Annotated in this window: 20 protein-coding genes and 1 pseudogene; 14 read left to right on the top strand and 7 right to left on the bottom strand. The window is 50.7% G+C overall.

Annotated features, from left to right (window positions below; translation table 11 throughout):
* Positions 1 to 220: 220 nt before the first annotated feature.
* A pseudogene (locus EGT51_RS04615) lies at positions 221 to 489 on the top strand (helix-turn-helix domain-containing protein).
* Between the two features lie 101 nt (positions 490 to 590).
* On the opposite strand, the gene EGT51_RS04610 reads toward EGT51_RS04615, so the two are convergent.
* Entirely contained in the window at positions 591 to 1502 is a 912-nt protein-coding gene (locus EGT51_RS04610; RefSeq protein WP_135367599.1) for a metal ABC transporter solute-binding protein, read from the bottom strand.
* A gap of 265 nt (positions 1503 to 1767) precedes the next feature.
* Here EGT51_RS04610 and EGT51_RS04605 point away from each other — a divergent pair, with 265 nt between their 5' ends.
* On the top strand, positions 1768 to 2355 hold the full coding sequence (locus EGT51_RS04605; RefSeq protein ID WP_135367598.1) for a type IV toxin-antitoxin system AbiEi family antitoxin domain-containing protein: 588 nt from the start codon (positions 1768 to 1770) through the stop codon (positions 2353 to 2355).
* A gap of 215 nt (positions 2356 to 2570) precedes the next feature.
* A complete protein-coding gene (locus EGT51_RS04600) occupies positions 2571 to 2798 on the top strand; it encodes a hypothetical protein (protein WP_135367597.1) in 228 nt (75 codons plus the stop codon).
* Here EGT51_RS04600 and EGT51_RS04595 read toward each other — a convergent pair.
* Positions 2793 to 3104 (bottom strand): helix-turn-helix domain-containing protein, encoded by a 312-nt coding sequence (locus tag EGT51_RS04595; protein WP_135367596.1) that lies wholly within the window; start codon positions 3102 to 3104, stop codon positions 2793 to 2795. The two genes, EGT51_RS04600 and EGT51_RS04595, sit on opposite strands and share 6 nt — an antisense overlap.
* 177 nt (positions 3105 to 3281) lie before the next feature.
* Between EGT51_RS04595 and EGT51_RS04590 the strand changes: the two genes are divergently transcribed.
* The 3 genes from EGT51_RS04590 to EGT51_RS04580 all read left to right on the top strand — a co-directional run bounded on the left by EGT51_RS04590 (position 3282) and on the right by EGT51_RS04580 (position 5736).
* Positions 3282 to 3845: a hypothetical protein gene (locus EGT51_RS04590; RefSeq protein ID WP_135367595.1), complete on the top strand. Its 564-nt coding sequence runs from the start codon at positions 3282 to 3284 to the stop codon at positions 3843 to 3845.
* 13 nt (positions 3846 to 3858) lie between these two features.
* Positions 3859 to 4290, top strand: a complete 432-nt coding sequence (locus EGT51_RS04585) for a hypothetical protein (RefSeq protein ID WP_135367594.1) — start codon at positions 3859 to 3861, stop codon at positions 4288 to 4290.
* 603 nt (positions 4291 to 4893) lie between these two features.
* The gene (locus EGT51_RS04580) at positions 4894 to 5736 is read left to right on the top strand and encodes a hypothetical protein (RefSeq protein ID WP_135367593.1); all 843 of its coding nucleotides are present in this window, start codon (positions 4894 to 4896) and stop codon (positions 5734 to 5736) included.
* Positions 5737 to 5811: 75 nt separating this feature from the next.
* On the opposite strand, the gene EGT51_RS04575 is transcribed toward EGT51_RS04580, so the two are convergent.
* The gene (locus EGT51_RS04575; protein ID WP_125576650.1) at positions 5812 to 6123 is read right to left on the bottom strand and encodes a helix-turn-helix domain-containing protein; all 312 of its coding nucleotides are present in this window, start codon (positions 6121 to 6123) and stop codon (positions 5812 to 5814) included.
* 413 nt (positions 6124 to 6536) lie between these two features.
* Between EGT51_RS04575 and EGT51_RS04570 the strand changes: the two genes are divergently transcribed.
* The 8 genes from EGT51_RS04570 (at position 6537) to EGT51_RS04535 (ending at position 13396) form a co-directional block, all read left to right on the top strand.
* Positions 6537 to 6917, top strand: a complete 381-nt coding sequence (locus EGT51_RS04570) for a hypothetical protein (RefSeq protein ID WP_135367592.1) — start codon at positions 6537 to 6539, stop codon at positions 6915 to 6917.
* Positions 6918 to 6940: 23 nt separating this feature from the next.
* Positions 6941 to 7519 (top strand): hypothetical protein, encoded by a 579-nt coding sequence (locus EGT51_RS04565; protein WP_135367591.1) that lies wholly within the window; start codon positions 6941 to 6943, stop codon positions 7517 to 7519.
* A gap of 29 nt (positions 7520 to 7548) precedes the next feature.
* On the top strand, positions 7549 to 8154 hold the full coding sequence (locus tag EGT51_RS04560; RefSeq protein WP_135367590.1) for a hypothetical protein: 606 nt from the start codon (positions 7549 to 7551) through the stop codon (positions 8152 to 8154).
* A 34-nt stretch (positions 8155 to 8188) separates the two neighbouring features.
* Positions 8189 to 8659, top strand: a complete 471-nt coding sequence (locus EGT51_RS04555) for a hypothetical protein (protein WP_135367589.1) — start codon at positions 8189 to 8191, stop codon at positions 8657 to 8659.
* A gap of 24 nt (positions 8660 to 8683) precedes the next feature.
* Positions 8684 to 9142, top strand: a complete 459-nt coding sequence (locus EGT51_RS04550) for a hypothetical protein (RefSeq protein ID WP_135367588.1) — start codon at positions 8684 to 8686, stop codon at positions 9140 to 9142.
* A gap of 620 nt (positions 9143 to 9762) precedes the next feature.
* Complete coding sequence (locus EGT51_RS04545) at positions 9763 to 10173, top strand: hypothetical protein (RefSeq protein ID WP_135367587.1); 411 nt, start codon at positions 9763 to 9765, stop codon at positions 10171 to 10173.
* A 129-nt stretch (positions 10174 to 10302) separates the two neighbouring features.
* Positions 10303 to 10785 carry a flavodoxin gene (locus tag EGT51_RS04540; RefSeq protein ID WP_135367586.1) on the top strand — a complete coding sequence of 161 codons (483 nt, stop codon included), beginning with the start codon at positions 10303 to 10305 and terminating at the stop codon, positions 10783 to 10785.
* A 76-nt stretch (positions 10786 to 10861) separates the two neighbouring features.
* Positions 10862 to 13396, top strand: a complete 2535-nt coding sequence (locus tag EGT51_RS04535) for a M1 family metallopeptidase (RefSeq protein ID WP_135367585.1) — start codon at positions 10862 to 10864, stop codon at positions 13394 to 13396.
* Between the two features lie 244 nt (positions 13397 to 13640).
* Here the strand turns inward: EGT51_RS04535 and EGT51_RS04530 are convergent, their stop codons facing one another.
* From EGT51_RS04530 to EGT51_RS04515, 4 genes are all read right to left on the bottom strand, one after another.
* Positions 13641 to 15044 carry a C69 family dipeptidase gene (locus tag EGT51_RS04530; protein ID WP_135367584.1) on the bottom strand — a complete coding sequence of 468 codons (1404 nt, stop codon included), beginning with the start codon at positions 15042 to 15044 and terminating at the stop codon, positions 13641 to 13643.
* A 265-nt stretch (positions 15045 to 15309) separates the two neighbouring features.
* Entirely contained in the window at positions 15310 to 16047 is a 738-nt protein-coding gene (locus EGT51_RS04525; RefSeq protein WP_135367583.1) for an ion channel, read from the bottom strand.
* A 711-nt stretch (positions 16048 to 16758) separates the two neighbouring features.
* Positions 16759 to 18135 carry a dihydrolipoyl dehydrogenase family protein gene (locus tag EGT51_RS04520; protein ID WP_135367582.1) on the bottom strand — a complete coding sequence of 459 codons (1377 nt, stop codon included), beginning with the start codon at positions 18133 to 18135 and terminating at the stop codon, positions 16759 to 16761.
* Between the two features lie 64 nt (positions 18136 to 18199).
* On the bottom strand, positions 18200 to 18640 hold the full coding sequence (locus EGT51_RS04515; protein ID WP_135367581.1) for a MarR family winged helix-turn-helix transcriptional regulator: 441 nt from the start codon (positions 18638 to 18640) through the stop codon (positions 18200 to 18202).
* Between the last annotated feature and the right edge of the window lie 98 nt (positions 18641 to 18738).

The following is an 18738-nucleotide window of genomic DNA, read 5'->3' as shown; positions in this document are numbered from 1 at the left end:
TTCCTCACGTTGCAATTTTTATGTGGGAGAACCAATGATCTGCAAGACTGATTTTTTCTAATAGGACGAGACAAACATCGGCGGCGTTCATAAGAAACGCGTCATATGGCGAATCAGTGGTGTCGGGATGAAGTGGAAGGAATGGTTTTGATAAGTTGGTTTTCATTAGTGGTTATGTGGGTAAAGAATAAGCTCCTTAATTATGATTGGAGTAAATAACATAGCAAAGAACATTCTTTTTGATGATTATCTTGCTGAACAACTTAAAGACCCTGAATTCAAGGCAGGCTTTGATGCCGGATCTGCCAAACTTGAGCGTGCGGTTGAGGTGATGAACGCGCTGGTTTGACCCAGCGGAAACTAGCAGAGCGGGCAGATGTGCCGCGGTCAACGATTGCACGGATCGAGCAGGGCCAAAATACTAGTTTTGACACCATGAGTAAGATTGCCTTTGCGCTGGGGAAAAAGCTCAAAGTTGAATTCGTTTAAGATATAGAAACGTCTCCAATTCAAAGACACTACCCACGCCGTCAATTATCGGCGGTTGGGTAGTGTCTTTTTTCGAGCAGTTTACTGGTTACTCAGATGAGTTATTTAGCTTGTCGTTGAATAGCAGCCAGCTGGCGGTACTGTCCCTGCATCCAGGTCAGGTAAGTTTTTTCTTGTGGTAGGGTCTCAGTCACGTTTAGAACGGGGACTTGTTCCTGCTTGGCGAGCTGGACCATTGCCTTAACGGTCTTATTGCTGGCCTGCTGATTGTTGACGAGAAAGGCGATACGGTGGTGGCGAAGATCCGCCTGCAGGCGCTTAATAGCTGCGGGGGCGGGATCGGTGCCGTTCTCAATGGCCAGGGCGAACTGCTGATTGTTGCGCCGGTAACCGAGTGCCGTGAGGGCGTAGTCGAAGACGGGTTCGCTGACGTCCACGCGTTGTTGGTGACTGTGTTGCTTTAAGGATTTGATTTGCGCCTGCAGCGGTGCGAGGCGGCGGATATAGGCCGCGGCGTTGCGTTGATAGATTGCCCGATAGCGGGGCGCACGTTTACCAAATTGCCGCGCCAGATAAGTCGCCGTCCGCGCCATCGTTTCGGGGTCATACCAAATGTGTTCGTTGGCCCCTAGCTTTTTATCCATGACGTCTTCACCCACGCGAATCAGCTGTGCCTGATGGTGATGACTCTTGACGAGCTTGGAAAGCCACGCATCATACCCCAGACCGTTGCCGAGAACCACGTTGGCGCGAGCGACTGCGGTGGCATCTTTGGGGGTGGGTTCAAAATCGTGGGGGTCAATGTCCGAACTCTTGATAATGGTGGTCACAGTCCCGTGGTCACCGAGAACGGTGCGGGCGACTTCGCCATAGAAATCCAGACTGGCCACCACGTGAATCGGTTTAGTTTTGCTGGTTGTTGGCTGCGACTTGGTAGGGCTACAGGCCGTGGCTCCTAGTAATAACAAGCCCAGGGCCAAGGGGGTTAACAGAAATCGTTTAAAATGGGACATCATCAATTCTCCTCTAATATCTAAATAGTAATGATTACTGTTTAGATATTACAGAAGTTATTTTCATTTGGCAAGGATAATTTTTAATGAAAATGGTCGGTCCCAATCGCATCTGCTCGAAAAGCCATCCTGACCTTAGTCGCAAAAAAGGACAGTGACTAGCGAATTTTTACGGCTAGTAGCTGTCCTTTTATCCGTATTTGTATTTTCACGTTTCAAACGTCATCATGTGGTATAATGACGTTTGAAACGTGAGGCGATCTTAATGTCAGATTTAATCGAAGCATTTATGAAACAAAATAATGGTCAGGTGACGACCGCAGACGCTAAAAGGCTTGGGGTTAATCCGCATCTGCTCATTGATCTTGCAAACCGTGGTAAGTTGGAGCGAGTAGGGCGCGGCGTGTATATTGACCCAGCGATATTTGAGGACGACATGTATATCCTTCAATATCGGTTTAGTAAAGGTGTTTATTACAAAGACACTGCGTTGTTTTTGCATCGCATGATCGATCGGACGCCGGATCGCTATCAAATGAATTTTCCACGCGGCTACTACCCCAGCGCAATCGGTGAGTTTCCAGTTCGAGTGTATCATCAAAAGTCAGAATGGCACGAGCTAGGAATTGAGGAAGTGCTTTCGCCAGGTCAACACAAAGTCCGGGTCTATAACGTCGAACGAACACTTTGTGATATATTGCGAACGCGTGATTCATCAGATTCAGAAACTATTCGTCAAGCGATGATTAGCTATTCGCAGCTAAAACAAAAAGACATTGGTCGATTGGTACGCTATGCAGATTTGTTCAAAGTTAGAGAAAAAATCAACAACTACATGGAGGTACTACTATGAAACTCGGTTTTTCAAACGGGCAACAGTTTAAGGATTTTTTCCAAATTGAGAGGGACTTGACAGGCATGTTAAAATTAATTTATAAGCACCATTAATTAGATATCCAAAATTAATTTCATCCTGAATACAAGTCTTTTTTTAATTTAAAAACGGCGGTAAGCTAGCTTTAACCAATTTGGTTGAGGCTAGCTTATTTTTTTGGGAGTGATGAGCACATGGAAGAGTTGGATAATCCATTGTTGAGCCGCCTGCAACGCTTGCAGGATCTGAAGTTTCTGATTGACCGGGGGACGGACCACCGGCTGGATTATCACCGATTTCGGATCTTTGAGATTCAGTTGCCGACCCAGACGATTGACTTGGTGGCTGAGTATCAGGCCTATGCGCAGGACCGGACACTCAGTGAAGTCGCTGAGCTGATCGTTCAGAAGTATCGGCTATAGCTTGAGAATCTTCAAGATACTTTCGGCGATGACCTCGCGTTGCGCCTCCGGTAGGGATTTGAGATAGGCGATGAGCTCCAAAGTGTGCGCACCGGTCAACGGGTCATCGGCAAAAAAGTCGCCGAGGGTGAGGTGCAAAGCGGTGGCAATCGCCTGCAGCTTGTTGACGCTGATATTGGCCAGCTCCCCACGTTCGATTCGTGAGATTAAACTGACGGAAACGCCGGCTCGTTCAGCTAGTTGTTCAATGGTTAAGTCTAAAGCTTGTCGTTTCTGATGGACCAGTTTACTAATAACATTTTGCATGGTTGGCTATCTCCTATTGTGGTCTTAAAGCTAACCATAATGGAGGAATCTTATCTTTGACAGAGATTAAAAGACGTCTTTTTATAGATAATAAGGAAAATAATCATTGTTTGCGGTATACTTTAGATTAGCATCACTTATATTAACGTAAGTGAAAAATGATAAGGAGGATTTTTAATGATTCAAAAAATACTGGATATCTTTAAGCAGCTATACTTTGGCTTAAATGTCCGCTTCTGGGCGACCCGGTACGCTATTTCAATATTTGGGGCCGTGGCCTTTGCTTACCTGGGCAAGGAAATGTTTGTGGGCGGTCAAATGCCATTTTACTGGTACCTGATTATCATTCAGGCGGCCATCTTTTACCCCATGGCTAACGGTTTTTTGGTCATCCGCGAGTGGGAGCATGGGCGGCAGGCCAAGGGAATCTTCGACAACGTTGCGGAAATGCAGGCTGCTGATTTCCGCAAGGCCCAGTTCCGGGCGGTCCGCATGATTAACGCGAACACGAGAGAACAATCTTTTGGCGAAACCAAAAATGCCATCAAGAGTGACGCGGCTGGCATGAAGATTATGTTCAAAATTATGGGGCACGCTTTTTTATGGGCCTTCGCCATTTGGTTTGTCATTCTGGGGGTTGTCCGGTACTTGATGATTCTGGGACCAGAGGGCTATACGTTTAATTATCGTGAGGATGGCACGTTTATTGCTGATTCAGATTCGCAAGATCAATCATTATAGGAGGAATTAAATTATGAAGAAAAAGTTTTTTGCAATTGTGATTGCTATCACCTTAGTCATGATGGGCAGTGGCTTTCTGAACGCACCAGTGACGGCTAATGCCGCAGTCAAGTGGCAAAAGAAGATGCCCAAGCAGATTAGAGGGACTTATCGCACCAAAAAGGTCAACAACCATTTGCATGAACTGGGGATTGCCCAAAATTACATGGCTGATGAATACTTTACATACCACGCGAACAAGAAAGTTACGAAGAAGCTGCCAATTCTACTGATGTGGCGGGTGCCAGCACGCAAACTGAGTGCGCACCTCTATGAAGTTAAGAGCATTACCCGTTCCGGCAAGCATGTGCACTATTATCTCAAGACATTCAACCATCACCGGTTAAAGCTATCGAAGACCCAATCCTTCGCACACAAAGCTTATTACCACAGAATTAAGAAGTAACTGAAGGCTGAAAGTGAAATTAAGGCACTAATTACCGTAATGACGGTGTTCTGACACCTGAAATTGGTGAAACCAGGCGCCTGCGTCAGCCAGGGTTCCGCCTGCTCTGGGGAACACCTCCAGACTGAGAAGCGGTCTTCCGGTTCGCTTGAAAGCCTGGCCAAGACCGCCAGTCTCTCAAGTCGTCCCGCGCTGTAGGCTGAGAAAAAACCTCAGCCAACACCGCCGACACAGCTGGCTCCACCCTGGCTGCCTCCGGCAAGGTTGACGGCTATCAGCAACACTGTGTTAATGAAAGACTAGCCGTCAATGCAGCGACTACCTGGGTTTTAGACGCCTGTTGGCGCACGTTTCGGCCATGAGGCCACTTTGAGACGCGACCTTCGGCTCAAAGCGAGGTGTCGAGACTGGTCTTTGGCTCGACCCGTCCCCCCAGCGTTCCAACCCATATTTGGCGAACGGTAGGCGACCAGTTCGTGATGTGAGGCTGTAAACGACCGTTTTTGACGTCATAAGTCGCATGATAACAATAGTTTCAGTTGATTTTCGCCTTTCAACCCTTAGTAAGTAACATAGACCATTTCATTTTAGGAGGAAACAAGTATGTCATTTAACTGGATCAGCAAAGCCACGACTGTCCTACTGAGTAGCGTCTTACTCGGTGGGGTGGTCACCACGACCATGCCCGCGTTAACCACCACTGCCCAGGCCGAATATCTGGCGGACGCGCCGATTAGCTACCAAATGTTTAAGGCTGACGAAAAGGCCGCTAAGCAGGCAGTCAAGCAGGCCAGTCCGGCAGTCAAACTACAGATTAATGGGGCATTCTTCAAGCGGATGGCAGCAAAACCGGTGAACGCGTACGGCGGGACCATGTCAGCGTATTTCACCCAGATCATGCAGTCGCTGTCATCCCATGCTATCAGTGAACTGGGCCGTAAAGGACAGGCCACCGCGGCATTTAAGAAAGACTATCACGCGATGCTGGTGCTTTATGATCAGTTTAAAGGGCGCTTAGAGCCCATCTACCAAAGTGAGATTAGTGACTATCTTGATGACGCTGATCAGCAAATCAGTAAAAACGAGGTGGACTCTGGGGTTATCAGTAATTTTGGCGACTACTTTGAGCAATACTTTAGAGCCGACATCCGGCCAGATAAGGTGACAGGGGTTCCCCGAGCGAAGAGTAAAATCACGAAGCTGACCGCCAAGAAGACGGCCTCGAAGAAGTACGTGAAAGTGAAGGGGACAGTCAAGCTAAGCAAGAAGGCCAACTACGCCAAAATCAAGACCTACAAGGGGACGCGTTACGTCAAGCTGAAGGCCCACAAGTTCAGCAAGAAAATCTACGCGCCCAAGGCCAAGCGAGTGAGCGCCACCGTTGGTCACTATGCGCACGGGCATTTTTCCCGGGTGACGGCTACTAAGTCGGTGCATGTGAAGTAGTTTAGAAGACCATGAATAGCAATAAAAAACACGACCGCCATCAAGGTAGTCGTGTTTTTGGGCTTTAGTGAATCATCACTGTTCATGGGTAATCTCGTTAGCCCGTTCGATCAGTGAAACAAATTGCAGGATGCTTTCGACTTGTGAGTCGGTCAGTCCGCCCATCTTGAAGGGAAGATTGTCGGAGACCCCCAGTAAATAATCAGCAGAAGTGTCTAAAATTGCACAAATTTTAACGAATGTCTCCAACGAGGGGTAGGACAGTCCTTGTTCATAGGCAGAAACTGTGCCCTTACTTACTTCTAATCGTTGGGACAAGTCTAACTGTGTCAGGCGTTTTGATTTACGGACAGCTTTTAGCCGTTCGCCGAAGAAGTCAATGCTCATATGTTCACCCTCGATACAGAATAGCAGAGAAGCGTACCTAAAATACTGGTACTAAGTAAACGTTATATTGACACTTAAGAAAAACTTTACTAATATTGTCAGTATAGAATACCAGTATTAATTGTACTTTAGCATCAAGGACAAGTGGGTGAATCTTTCTTCTTAAAAAAGGTTACAGCCGGCTTAATCACTGAGTGCGAATGCTGGTTTTCGATAACGAAAGTGAGGGTGAGCAGTCGTACATTTAAGCAATAGATTGGTGAAATATATAGTGACAGTGTAAATGGTCAGTTTAGTCGGTGACAGAACGAGTGGTGTGGTATCACGAAAGGCGTCATCGCTGGCTGCTTTTTTTAACTGACTAATGCGGCCAAATTTGAGGTGACCATAGCAAGTAATTAGGAGATGACAAAGTGGATGGCTTAAAAGATAAGAATGGTAAGTTAAAGAAGAGCTGGTTGATTGGCGGTATCGTTGTTCTGGTGATTATTGTAGGATTGATTGTTTTGATGCCGCGACATTTAAGTGGCAAATACTCGCACACGACGAACCTCCTATTGTCTAAGTCGACCGATACCCTGGAATTCAAGGGAAGTAAGGTCACAGAATTTGCCGGCAATAAAAAGGTTAATGAAGGTACATATCAGTTAAAGGGTGATCAGCTCACCATGAAGATCAACGAAACCAATATGACCGCAACGCTGGCTAAGGACAAAAAGTCTTTTGTCGTTGACTCTGCGGATGGTCTGGCAGACTTGGCTAAGGGATTCAAGTACACGAAGAGCGCAGATTAATTGAAGGAATGGAGATTGGTTAAATGACAAAGGAAGAAATCATCAGTTACCTGACGGATAAGCAGCAGTTAACGGCTAAGGTTCAGGACTTGCGCCATGACATCTATGTTTTACAGACACAGTCAGATGGGGTATTTAACAAGTACAAGAAGCATCGGAACATTTTCGTGGTGGTCATGTTGTTTATCTTATTTATGGTGGATAACGTTGTGGCTGCGGGGATTATTTTGGCAATCTTGTTAGGTGGTTACATTTGGCTACGGATGCAGCGTTCGGCGGCTCAAGGAAAGCTCAATACGCAAATCGATCAAGTCAATCAACAAATCGCAAATGAACAAGCACAGCCAGACTACCTGGCGGGATTGCAGGATTTCCCGCGGGAATTTTACAGTTACTGGACGATTGACCGCTTAATTCATTTAGTCCAAGAAAATCGAGCAACGACATTGCAGGAAGCCTTTAACGTCGCAGAAAATCAGAATTTCCAAAACGACCAATTGGCCTTGCAACAACAGAATCTGGCCGTAGCCGAATCAACGAATTCAGCTGCCAAGGTTTCTGCGGCTGCCAACGTCTTTACGGCAATGAATACGCGGAAATAGGAAAAGACTGAATCACTGAGGAGACAATCATGATGCGTAAATTAAGCAAGGGGTTACTACTCATGTTCGTCACGTTCGGTGCGTTGGTGCTGGCAACGGGCACCACGGCCGACGCTAGTACCTGGCATCAAGGACTACCCAAGTTGGTGCGGCAACATAAGTTGTGGGCCGGCAAGAAGGGCGCCAAGTTCGGGTCCGCTAAGCAGCTCTACTCTCGGAATTACATTGAAATTGGGAAGCTCACCGAGGGCAAGTGGAAGAACAAATACTACTTCGCCGACGTTTTACGTTCATACTACAAGAACGGTAAGTATGAGGACACATTCGACGAGGTCTTGATCAACAACAGTCGTTACGAAAGCGACCCGGCGACAGCCTACAAGAAGATGGGTAAGCACACCTACCAAATCAAGTCGACCTTGAAGCGTTCGGGCTATCCCGACCAACGTTACAAGGTGAAGTTCTCCAAGAAAAATAAGCGGATGAACGTTTGGCAAAAGCGGTTGTGGAACCACATTGACCCGAATAAGGGCATGAACCGAAGTCAAAAACGCTGGCACAAGCTGGGGCAGTACCATGGGATTAAGACGGTATCTGATGACAGTTTGTGGAAGAGAGATCCGGTCCGGAAGTAAGTAGTTGAGCGGGTTTGTTTGGAGGATGATTTAAATGAAAACAAAGTTAGTCACAACAACGGTTGCGCTGGCGGCCGGATTGGTGTTGGGCGGATTGGCGTTGCCTAGTAGTACCGCGGAAGCCAAGATTCACCATACCACGATGCCCAAGGCGCTCAGAGGGACTTGGGTCCACCGAGAAAAGGACAATATTGGCGGTGATATATACAAGTATCGTACCACGATTAAGGCTACGAAATATGTGTATAACTATAAGTATGTGGTGAATGGAAAGACTATCACTAAGATCAGGTGGTCTGGTAAAAAGAAGTCGCCTTTCTACAATCACAGTGATTTGAATGTGAAGAAGCTGAAGAAGGGACGTTGGCGGATTAGCTGGTACAAGATGAACAGTGATATGGCAAGGACTTACAAGCGGGTTAAGCATAACGGTAAGCCAGCAATAGTCATGCTTGATCACTATTTAGATGGGCGACCGATGAAAATTTACTACTACAAGCAATAGAAAAATGACAAAGGGGTATTAGCGATGAAGATGAAATGGTTGGTTTCAATGATGGCAGTTACCGCTGGATTGGCGCTGGGTGGAAGTGTCGCTCCGGAGACCACGGCGCAAGCACGGATTCACTACACGACGATGCCAAAGTCGTTGAGAGGAACGTGGTTAAGCGTTGACAATGAGGATCCCCAAATTAAGCATACGTTAAAGATTACCAAGTACGTTTACCACTATAAGTCTAATTATCATGGTAAGAAAAGGACTTTGGTAAAGTGGTCTGGAAAAAAGAAATCGGATTATTATAATCATAGTGATCTTAGCGTCAAAAAAGGAAAGAAAAAGGGCACTTGGCGCGTTGGTTGGTATGGCATGAATAGTATCTTTAATAGGACCATCAAGCGAGTAAAACATCATGGCAAAACCGCACTGGTCTTTCTTGATCATTTTGGAGATGGCACACCGCAAAGGACTTACTTCTACAAGAAGTAACCATATCGACGTTGAATGGTGGTTGCTAGACCGAAATAGCAGATTACCGTATGGCAGTGCCAAGGCCAAACATTAGCGGGTTGGACGTTAAGTGAAAGCATATGCTTCGGTTGCGCGCGGACAACACGCCAGACGCTGGCATGTGGTATCGCGCACTGATGCCCAAAACAGCGAAATGATTATTCTGCCGACACACAAGACGGAGGAGCCAGCGGTGGTTTTGGCAACCCCGAAGTAGATTGGTTTGAGCGAAAAAATCTCGTGGCCATCGCTTTGAAGAAAGCGGCCGCGGGATTTTTTTCGGTTAAAAAAGGCCGGCCCGAGGTAATGTGAGCCAGTTACGGGACGTCCTAACAGTCTAATATTCTTGTCACCGCTCTTAAAACGGTTGGCGTTGGTTGGTGCGCAAACGCCGTTGCCCTCACGCGTAGTAGCGGGGCACCGGCAGTTGGGCCAGGTGAACACCATGAGATAGGGTAAAACGCTAAAAAGTCAGCATATGACGTTTATCACCACCCAACCTGATTAATTGAAAGATGCGGGCCGCTCATCTGAGAACAATCGCCGGTACCATGGTATTCTAAGAATGTACCAAATACATAATCCGAGGAGCGGTTCAGATGAAGCTGAAACAACTCGCAGCGGTTTTACTGACAGTAGTTACGTTGGGACCAGTCATGACAGTGCCGGCTAATGCCAGTACTAAAGTATTGCCCAAGAAAATGCGGGGCACTTGGGTCATCAAGCCACAATACAATAGCCCACACCACGTCAAAAAGAATATGTGGTGTCCCAAGTTGAAAATGCATGTTTACAAGAAGTCCGCGACGTGGCAGATGAAGGGATACTTACCCGATAAAATGTACGATCACAAAACGCATAAGGTTCATGTGGTTAGTTACAGTCATGGGTCAGCACTCTTAGGCGGAGACACGCTTTTTACCAAGCGGAACTTTTTCTCGATTCGTGGCAAGACACTGGACTTGGGCTGGGAACATGGTGGCGATATGTTTTTGCATCGCGCTAAGTAATTTTCAAGGGACTGTGAGCGCACAGTCCTTTTTCTTTACGACAACTGACTACGCTTTTACTACAAGAATCCCCCACCCAGGGTGTAAACTTGACCTAGAGAGAAAAATCCAAGCACAGGGGGATTTTATATGGCAAAACAACTGATTTTATACTTTTCGAATACCGGACACACGCAGGCGGTCGCACAGAAGATTGCGGCCGTGACCGGGGCCCAGCTGGTGGCGCTGCAGGCCGAACAACCGTATACGGCAGCTGACCTGGACTGGCATGACGCGACGAGTCGGACGTCGCTGGAGACCAACGACAGCACGTCGCGTCCCGGCATCGTGGTGCCAGACAAGCGCATGATTGCCCAGGCGGACACCATTTTTCTGGGCTCGCCGCTTTGGTGGGGCCAGGTGCCGCACGTGATCAACACTCTGTTGGAGACCGGACTGTTTCGCTGCAAGGACGTTCGGCAGTTCTGCACCTCGGGGTCGACGCCCATCGCTAAATCCGCGACGGCGCTGAAGACGGCTTATCCGGCCATCAACTGGGGGCCCAGCCACCGCTTTACGACCGCGATTACCGGTCAAGAGGTGGAGGCCTGGCTCAAAGCCGGGAATCAGTAATTTCCCGCGTCATTCGTGGCGTTGCAGAATCAATTGTCGTATAATGGGTTTATTCTAAGAATTTAAGGAGAAAACTATGGCAGAATCCACACATTTTTATGAATTATTCCAACCATCACATTACAACGTGTTTCTCGATATCAATCGGGCAACCAAGCAAATCTCGGGGACGTCGACCATCACCGGTGACGCCAAGGAAACGGGGATTGCCATTCACCAAAAATACATGACGATCAGTGCCGTCACCGCTGACGGGCAGGCCGTGCCGTTTACCTTTGACGACGAGACCGAAGCCATTCACATCGAACTGACCAAGACCGGCGAAACCACGTTGGCCATTGATTTCAACGCGCCGTTGACCGATAGCATGATGGGCATTTACCCGTCTTACTACGAACTGAACGGCGAAAAGAAGCAGTTGATCGGGACCCAATTTGAAACGACCGCCGCACGGCAAGCCTTCCCGTGTGTCGATGAACCCGAGGCCAAGGCCACGTTTGACCTGGCCATCAAATTCGACGAACAGCCGGGCGAGACCATCATCAGCAACATGCCCGAGGTGAAGACGGAAGACGGCGTCCACTACTTCGATACCACGGTGCGGATGTCCTCTTACCTGATTGCCTTTGCCTTTGGTGACCTGCAAAGCAAGCTGACCACGACCAAGAGTGGTGTGCAGGTCGGCGTGTTTGCCACCAAGGCCCACCAGGCCAAGGAACTCGACTTTGCCTTAGACATTGCCAAGCGCTCGATTGAATTTTATGAAGACTTTTATCAAACGCCATACCCGCTGCCGCATTCTTGGCAACTGGCCTTACCAGACTTCTCTGCCGGGGCCATGGAAAACTGGGGGCTGGTCACTTACCGGGAAGCCTACTTACTGTTAGATCCCGACAACACCGCCTTTGAAACCAAGCAACGTGTGGCCACGGTCATTGCCCACGAACTGGCTCACCAATGGTTCGGTGACCTGGTCACCATGAAGTGGTGGGACGACCTCTGGTTGAACGAAAGCTTCGCCAACATGATGGAATACGTGGCCATCGACGCCATCGAACCGGATTGGCACATCTGGGAAGCCTTCCAGACGGGTGAAGCTCCCATGGCGCTCCAACGGGATGCCACTGATGGCGTGCAATCCGTGCACGTGCAAGTGGAAGACCCGGCTGAAATCGATGCGCTCTTTGACAGTGCCATCGTCTACGCCAAGGGTGCCCGGATGTTAGTCATGGTCCGGGCCTTGATCGGCGACGACGCCTTACGGGCAGGGTTGAAGAACTACTTCGCCACCCACCACTATGGCAACGCCACCGGGGCCGACCTGTGGGCCGCCCTCGGTGCCGCTTCCGGCATGGACGTCGGGGCCATCATGACGTCTTGGCTGGAGCAACCGGGCTACCCCGTGGTTTCGGCTCAAGTCGTGGACGGCAAACTGACCATTCACCAACAACAATTCTTTATTGGGGATGGCAAGGATGCCGGCCGGCAATGGCAAGTGCCGTTGAACAGTAACTACGACGCCGCACCGGCCATTTTTGCGGCTACTGACGCCACGTTAGGCGACTACGCTGAGCTACGCCAGGCTAGCGGCGAACCGTTCCGCCTGAACGTCGGCAACAACTCGCATTTCATCGTGAAATACGACGACACCCTGCTACAAGACATCTTGGCGCACTTAGATGACCTCGATGCCATCGCTCAATTACAGTTGCTCCAAGACCTGCGGCTGTTAGCGGAAGGCCAACAAATCTCCTACGCCGACATCGTACCGTTGTTACCACGGTTTGCGGCCAGCCATTCGGCCATTGTCAACGACGTGCTTTACGGCGTCGCGGCCAACCTGAAGAAATTCGTCAAGGAAGGCTCCGCCGAAGAACAACAATTGCGCGCCTTGTTTGGCCAATTAAGTGGCGACCAGATCGCCCGGTTGGGCTGGTTACCGCGGGCTGGCGAAAGCAACGACGACCAGTTGACCCGGCCAACGATCTTAAGCGCCGCCCTGTATGCCAAGGATGATGCGGCTTTGCAAGCGGCACACGACATCTTCACGGCCAACCAGGACAACTTAGCCGGTTTACCGGCGGCGGTGCGGGTCTACATTTTGGCCAACGAAGTCGAAAACTTCGGGTCCGCGGCGTTGTTTGACCAGTTGCTAAACGACTACCGCAAGTCCAGCGATGCCAGCTACAAGGCCGACATTGCCGCGGCATTGCCAACCACGCCAGATAGCGACCTGGTGGCCAAGCTGATCGACGTCTTCGAGGACGCTGACACCATCAAGCCCCAAGACTTACGGGCTTGGTACCGCGGTGTGCTGGCACACAAGGGGCAACAAGCTGCTTGGGACTGGATCCGCAACGACTGGCAATGGCTCGAGGACACGGTCGGTGGCGACATGGAATTCACCACGTACATCACCGTGACGACCGGGGTCTTCCACACGCCAGAACGGTTGGCTGAGTTCAAGGCCTTCTTCGAACCGAAAATCAACACGCCGGGCTTAACCCGGGAAATCACCATGGACACCAAGGTCATTGCGACCCGCGTGGCCCTGGTCGAAGCCGAAAAGGACGCTGTCAATGCGGCAGTGGCCCAAACGGTGAAGGACTAAATTACTTCGCATAAGTCTATTGAGAGCTTGGAATAATTTCTGAGCTCTCTTTTTGTGCTGTAAAATCATTGCAATGGTAGACTAGTAGCGGCTTAAAACGATTCTGCTGGCAAAAGGGGCGATTTTTCTATACAACGATGGGGTGAAGCAGGTATACTGACTAGACCAGAGGCGATAGTTCATGATAGCGAAAAATGGCCCATCAGGAGAGATCCTCCCAATGGGCCATTGACTAAGCAAACGATTAGTCGTTCAAGTTGTAGCGTAACTTCATGTGTTCGGAACCAAAGGTCACCATGTCGCCCAGTAACTTGGTTTGACGCGTGAAGGATTCGTTGGATAATTTTTCGTTGGCATCCTTCAAAATCTTCACGTCGGCACCGTTTTCGATAGCGGCATCGGTGTCGTTTTGAATCTTGCGGTAAGCGCCCATGGCTTCCAGAGCGAAGGTGTTGCGGAAGTCGACGTACAGGTCGTAGTCCGTGTCACCCAGCAGTGCCGTGGTGCAGCTCAACCAGTACATGTGGTTCAAGTTGAAGGTACCGTCCGCATCCTTGTAAGCGGCTGGCGTGTCGTCCACGTTGGCGTAGAATGGCACGACCGTGTTGAAGGTGTTGGCGCCAAAGGCTAACCAGTGAATGCCGGCGATGCTGTCAGGAACGTTGTTACGGATTTGCAAGATGTGCACATCGTGGTTCCGGTTGATACCGATTGGCCGGAACTTGGTCTTGTCAGCTTCGGAGCCGTCACCGTAAACGTCGTACTTGGTGTTCTCAAAGTGTGAGCTCAAGACGTACTTCACGTCTTCGATGGTAATCTTGCGGTTAGCGTGGCAAATGAATGGCAGGTCTTGATCTTGAGGGTCGTGTTCTACGTCTGGAGTGAAGTACTTTTGACCGAACCAAGCCCGGGGGTTGTTGTAGACCGTGTCCTTATCGGTGGCACTCCCGAAGATGTGGCGCAGGTTGACGCCTTCAAAGTCGGGGTTCAGGTTGTATTTGGCAATCAGGTCCTCGAGGTCGTCTGAAGCCAGCGTGTCATCGGCGTTGAAATCAAAGTCGTCGATATTCATCCGGTTGGGCGCGACAACGTAGGCGTCGTCGGGAATCCGCTTGGCTGCCCAGTGGTGACCGCCGATGGTTTCTAACCACCAAATTTCGTTGTTGTCAGAAAAGGCGATCCCGTTAGGTTCGTAAGTCCCGTATTGGGCGAGCAAACTGCCTAGGCGTTGGACCCCTTCCTTGGCGCTGTGGATGTAAGGCAGAACCAAAGTAACCAGGTCTTCTTCACCCAAGCCGCCAGCCACGTAGGGGTCAATGCCCATGACGCGTGAGTTGGTCGTGATGGTTTCGGTCGCAGACATGGCGACGTTGTCACTGTTGATCCCCGCAGCCGGCCAGATCCCGTTGGTTAAGATTGAATTGGGGATGGACGTGTAGCGTAGGGGATTGTCCGGCAACTCGACCTTGACGCCACTGATGACGGATTGATAATGCCGTGGTTGGTCGGCCGGGTTGATGACGACAAACTTTTCAGGGTCGAGGGCTTCGTGACCATCGTCGTTCCGCGAAATAATCGTGGAGCCATCGATGGAGGCCTTTTTCCCCACTAAAATAGTGGTACATGAACCTTTAATGCGTTTTTCCATAAGTACAGCAACTCCTTTTAACCCGTATTATATCATTGCCGGCTAGGAGAAGAGAAGTAGTTCAGCAAGAATCGCGATTTCGGGAAAAACGCCGGCACGTTTCGGCTATGTGGCGGATATAGACGTGCTCCTCGGCTCAAAGCGAGGCGGCGAGACCGTCCCTTGGCTCGGCCCGTTCGCCCCAGCGCTCCAACCCATACTTGGCGAACGGTAGGCGGCCAGTTCGTATTATGTGGCTGTAAACGACTATTTTTGACGCCATGAGTTACTTATTCTTGACCTGATTTTGGAGCGTTTCCACCAGCTGGCGGAGTTCTTGATTTTGCTGCTCGATGTTTTCCAGATGTTGTTCTAGCCGGTGGTAGTCGGTGGCGGATTCGCGATTGGCGAAGTAGGTGGTGATGGTACTGGTCAGCGCCCCAATGAAGCCGATGCCGACCAGCATCAACACTGTGGCCGCCACCTTGCCGACGACCGTGTGCGGGGCCACGTCGCCGTAACCCACGGTCGTGGTCGTCGCAATCGCCCACCACAGCGCCTCGCCCCAGGAGACGTGTTCGGCGTAGGCGTAGAGGGTGGCCGCCAGAATCAAGATGGCCATGCACGCCCAGAGCAAATAGATGAAGCCGTTGGTCTTGAGAAATCGCTTGAGCACGTGCCGCAATTTGCCCAGAAAGCCCACTAGCCGCACGAATCGAAAGAGCTGCGTCAGGCGGAAAAGTTGGGTGAGCCGGGCCAGCCGAAAGAAGCTGAAGAGGCTGCTGAGGGGGATGATGGCCAGCAAGTCGAAGATGTTTTGCCGAAAAAAGCGGCGTTTGTCAGGCGCGCGCCCCAGTCGAATCAGGTAGTCGAGAGTGAGGAAAAGCAGGATACCTTGGTCGTAAAAGAGCCATGGCCGGTGGGTCAGGTCGATCAGCCGCGAAAAGTCTAAAATCGTCAGGACAATGGAAGTCAGGGCCAGCCCCACGACGCTGATAGTATAAAATTTGTGTAGGCGAGACATCGTTGCACCCCCAGTCAATCACCAGTCTTTAACACTAGTATGCCAGGTTGCGGCGGTAAGCGGGTGGCAAAGGCGTCGGTATTGGCGGTGGCTGAATTAACGGCGACTACGCAGGTGGCTGACGGTATTGATCTTGCTGGCCGCCTTACCGTTCTTGGCTAAACCAGTAGCCTACGTCAGCCAGAGGTTCTGCCTGCTATGGGGGACGGCTTCAGCCTGAGAAGCGGGCTTCCGCCTCGCTTGGAAGCCTCGCGAAGTCCGCAAGTCTCCCAAGTCGCCCCACGCTGTAGGCTGAGACAAAACCTCAGCCAACACCGTCGACACAGCTGGCGCCACCTCTGGCTGACTCCGGCAAGATTGAGCGTGTCAAATATAAAACGCCAGACCAGCCGGAATTATACGGGTCGTCAGCGCTGGTACTTGCCTGAGTGCGTGGTATTTGTCGACCATCACCGTAGCCGAGAGTTCGCTAGAGATGCGTTCAGCTGTGGGAGTTCCCTTAGCGGCGCGGGTCATGGCGCTTAGGGAACTGGCAACTTTGAGACGTGGGCTTTCGGCTCGAAGTTGAGGCCCAAGACCGCTCTTTGGCTTGGGCCGGCGCCCTCAGCGTTCCAACGCATCTCTAGCGAACGGTAAGGCGGGCTGCCAACAACTATGTAAACAGACCAAAAAGGCCCGGACCAGCGTCCAAGCCTTGAAGTGAATTTTGATTTAGTCAGCAGGCGTATCTGCTGCTTGCGGTGCTAACATGGCGGGCAATAGTGCGTCGATGATGCCTTGCGTGGGGGTGGGAAAGGCCATGATCAGTCGACTCAGTGCCGTGCCGGTCAGCTGTTGGTCGATGATCAGTGTCAAGACGTTGATCAGGTCAGGCGCATCCAAGCCATAAATGGCCGCACCCACCAATTGGTTATGGGTATTGAGCACAGCCGTCAGTTCGGCCGTCGTTTCGTTTTGGTATTCGAACGCGAGCAATTGGCCGAACGGAATGGTTTGGGTGTGGTAGTCGCTGGGGTGAGCGGCCGCCTGGTCCGTGGTTACGCCGACCTGGGCTAAGCGGGGCAGGGCAAACAGCACGCTCGGGATGGCCGGGTAGCTAATGGGCGCTGTGTCACCGAGAATTTGGCCAGCGATGTAGTTGGATTCGAAGGTGGCCGTCGGGGTCAATTTCGGTTGGAGCTTGGCCACCACGTCGCCACTGGCGTAGATGTTAGCGCCGTTGGCTCGTAAATGGTCGTCGACCACGATACCGAAGTGGTTGGTGTGGATGCCGGCATTTTCCAGGCCCAGGTGGGTCACGTTGGCTTCGCGACCGGTGGCGTCGACCACGTAATTGGTGTCAACGCTAAGGCCGCTGGTCGTGGTGACCTGGTAGCCGTCCGTGGTCACATCCACGGCCAGGGCGGTCTCGCCGAAGTAGAAGGTGGCGCCGTCGTTTTCCATTTGGGTGATCAATTTACCGACGTGTTGGGCGTCAAAGCCGCGCGCGGCCCGGTCGCCGTGTTCCAGAATCGTGACCTGGCTGCCCAGTGCCATGACAAATGAAGCAAATTCCAGCGTGATAATGCCGGCGCCGATGAAGGTGATGTGCTGCGGCAGTTCGGGCAGGTCCAAGAACTCACGGCTGTCGTGGAGAAATTCCTTGCCGACGATACCTAAGCGTTTGGACCGTTGCCCAGTGCCTAAGACGATGTTAGTCGCTTGAATGACCTGCTTGCCCACCTGAATCAAATGGTCGCCCATCAAAATGGCGCTACCTTGAATGACGTCGATGCCCAGTTGGTCGAACATGCCGGCCATTTGGGTCGGTAACGGATCGATGACCTGGTGCTTGTAGGCCATGAATTGTTGCCAATCCACGTGGGCCGTGGTGTCGACGCCGACCGTGCTGTAACGGCGTAAGCGGGCCAGCAGTTCGGCCGGGCCGTCCAACAGGATCTTGGCGTCACAGCCGTAGTTGGTGCAGGTGCCACCGAGCAGGTCCTTTTCGATGATAACGACGGACTTGCCGGCTTGTTTCAAGGTGACAGCGGCGTGCCAGTTGGCGTGACCACTCCCGATAAAAGCAACATCATATTCTTGAGTCATATAAGTTAGAGAACCTCTTTCTAAAATTAAGTCGTGAACGATTGGTTTAACGAACGCAAAATGACTAGGGTAACAAACGTTGGAGTTGGGTGATGAGCTGTTGGTTGAGCTGCAGGGCCGTTTGGTAGTCGTGCTGATTGAACGGTTGGCGCGCCACGTAGGCTTTTACAGCCGCAAAAATCTCAGGCTTTTGTTGCAGGGCCCGGGGGGTCAGGCAAATGATCAACTGCCGCCGGTCACTCAGGAGCGCTTCACGCGTCAACCACCCGTTGAGTTCCATGCGTTTCAGCAAAGGCGTCAGGGTGTTGCTACCAAAGTCCAACCGATCACCCAACTCATGCAGGGGCAATCGATCATTTTCCCACAGAACTAGCAAAACGAGGTACTGGGGATACGTGAGCGAAAACGGCTGAAGTGCTTGCTGATACAGTTTGATCAACAAGCGGCTGGCGTGGTAAGTTGAGAAGCAAAGTTGATTTGCCAAGGTTAAGTCGTCTTCTGTCAAAATGTCATGCCTCCAATTGAATTGTGTACGATGAAATTTACTATAGTCGAATTTATCCCACCTGTCAACTATATTCGGGCGAGATTGTGAAAATTAAT

Source organism: Levilactobacillus suantsaiihabitans (assembly GCF_004745505.1).
In the GTDB taxonomy this organism is placed as follows: domain Bacteria; phylum Bacillota; class Bacilli; order Lactobacillales; family Lactobacillaceae; genus Levilactobacillus; species Levilactobacillus suantsaiihabitans.
This window is presented reverse-complemented; position numbering and strand designations above follow the sequence as displayed.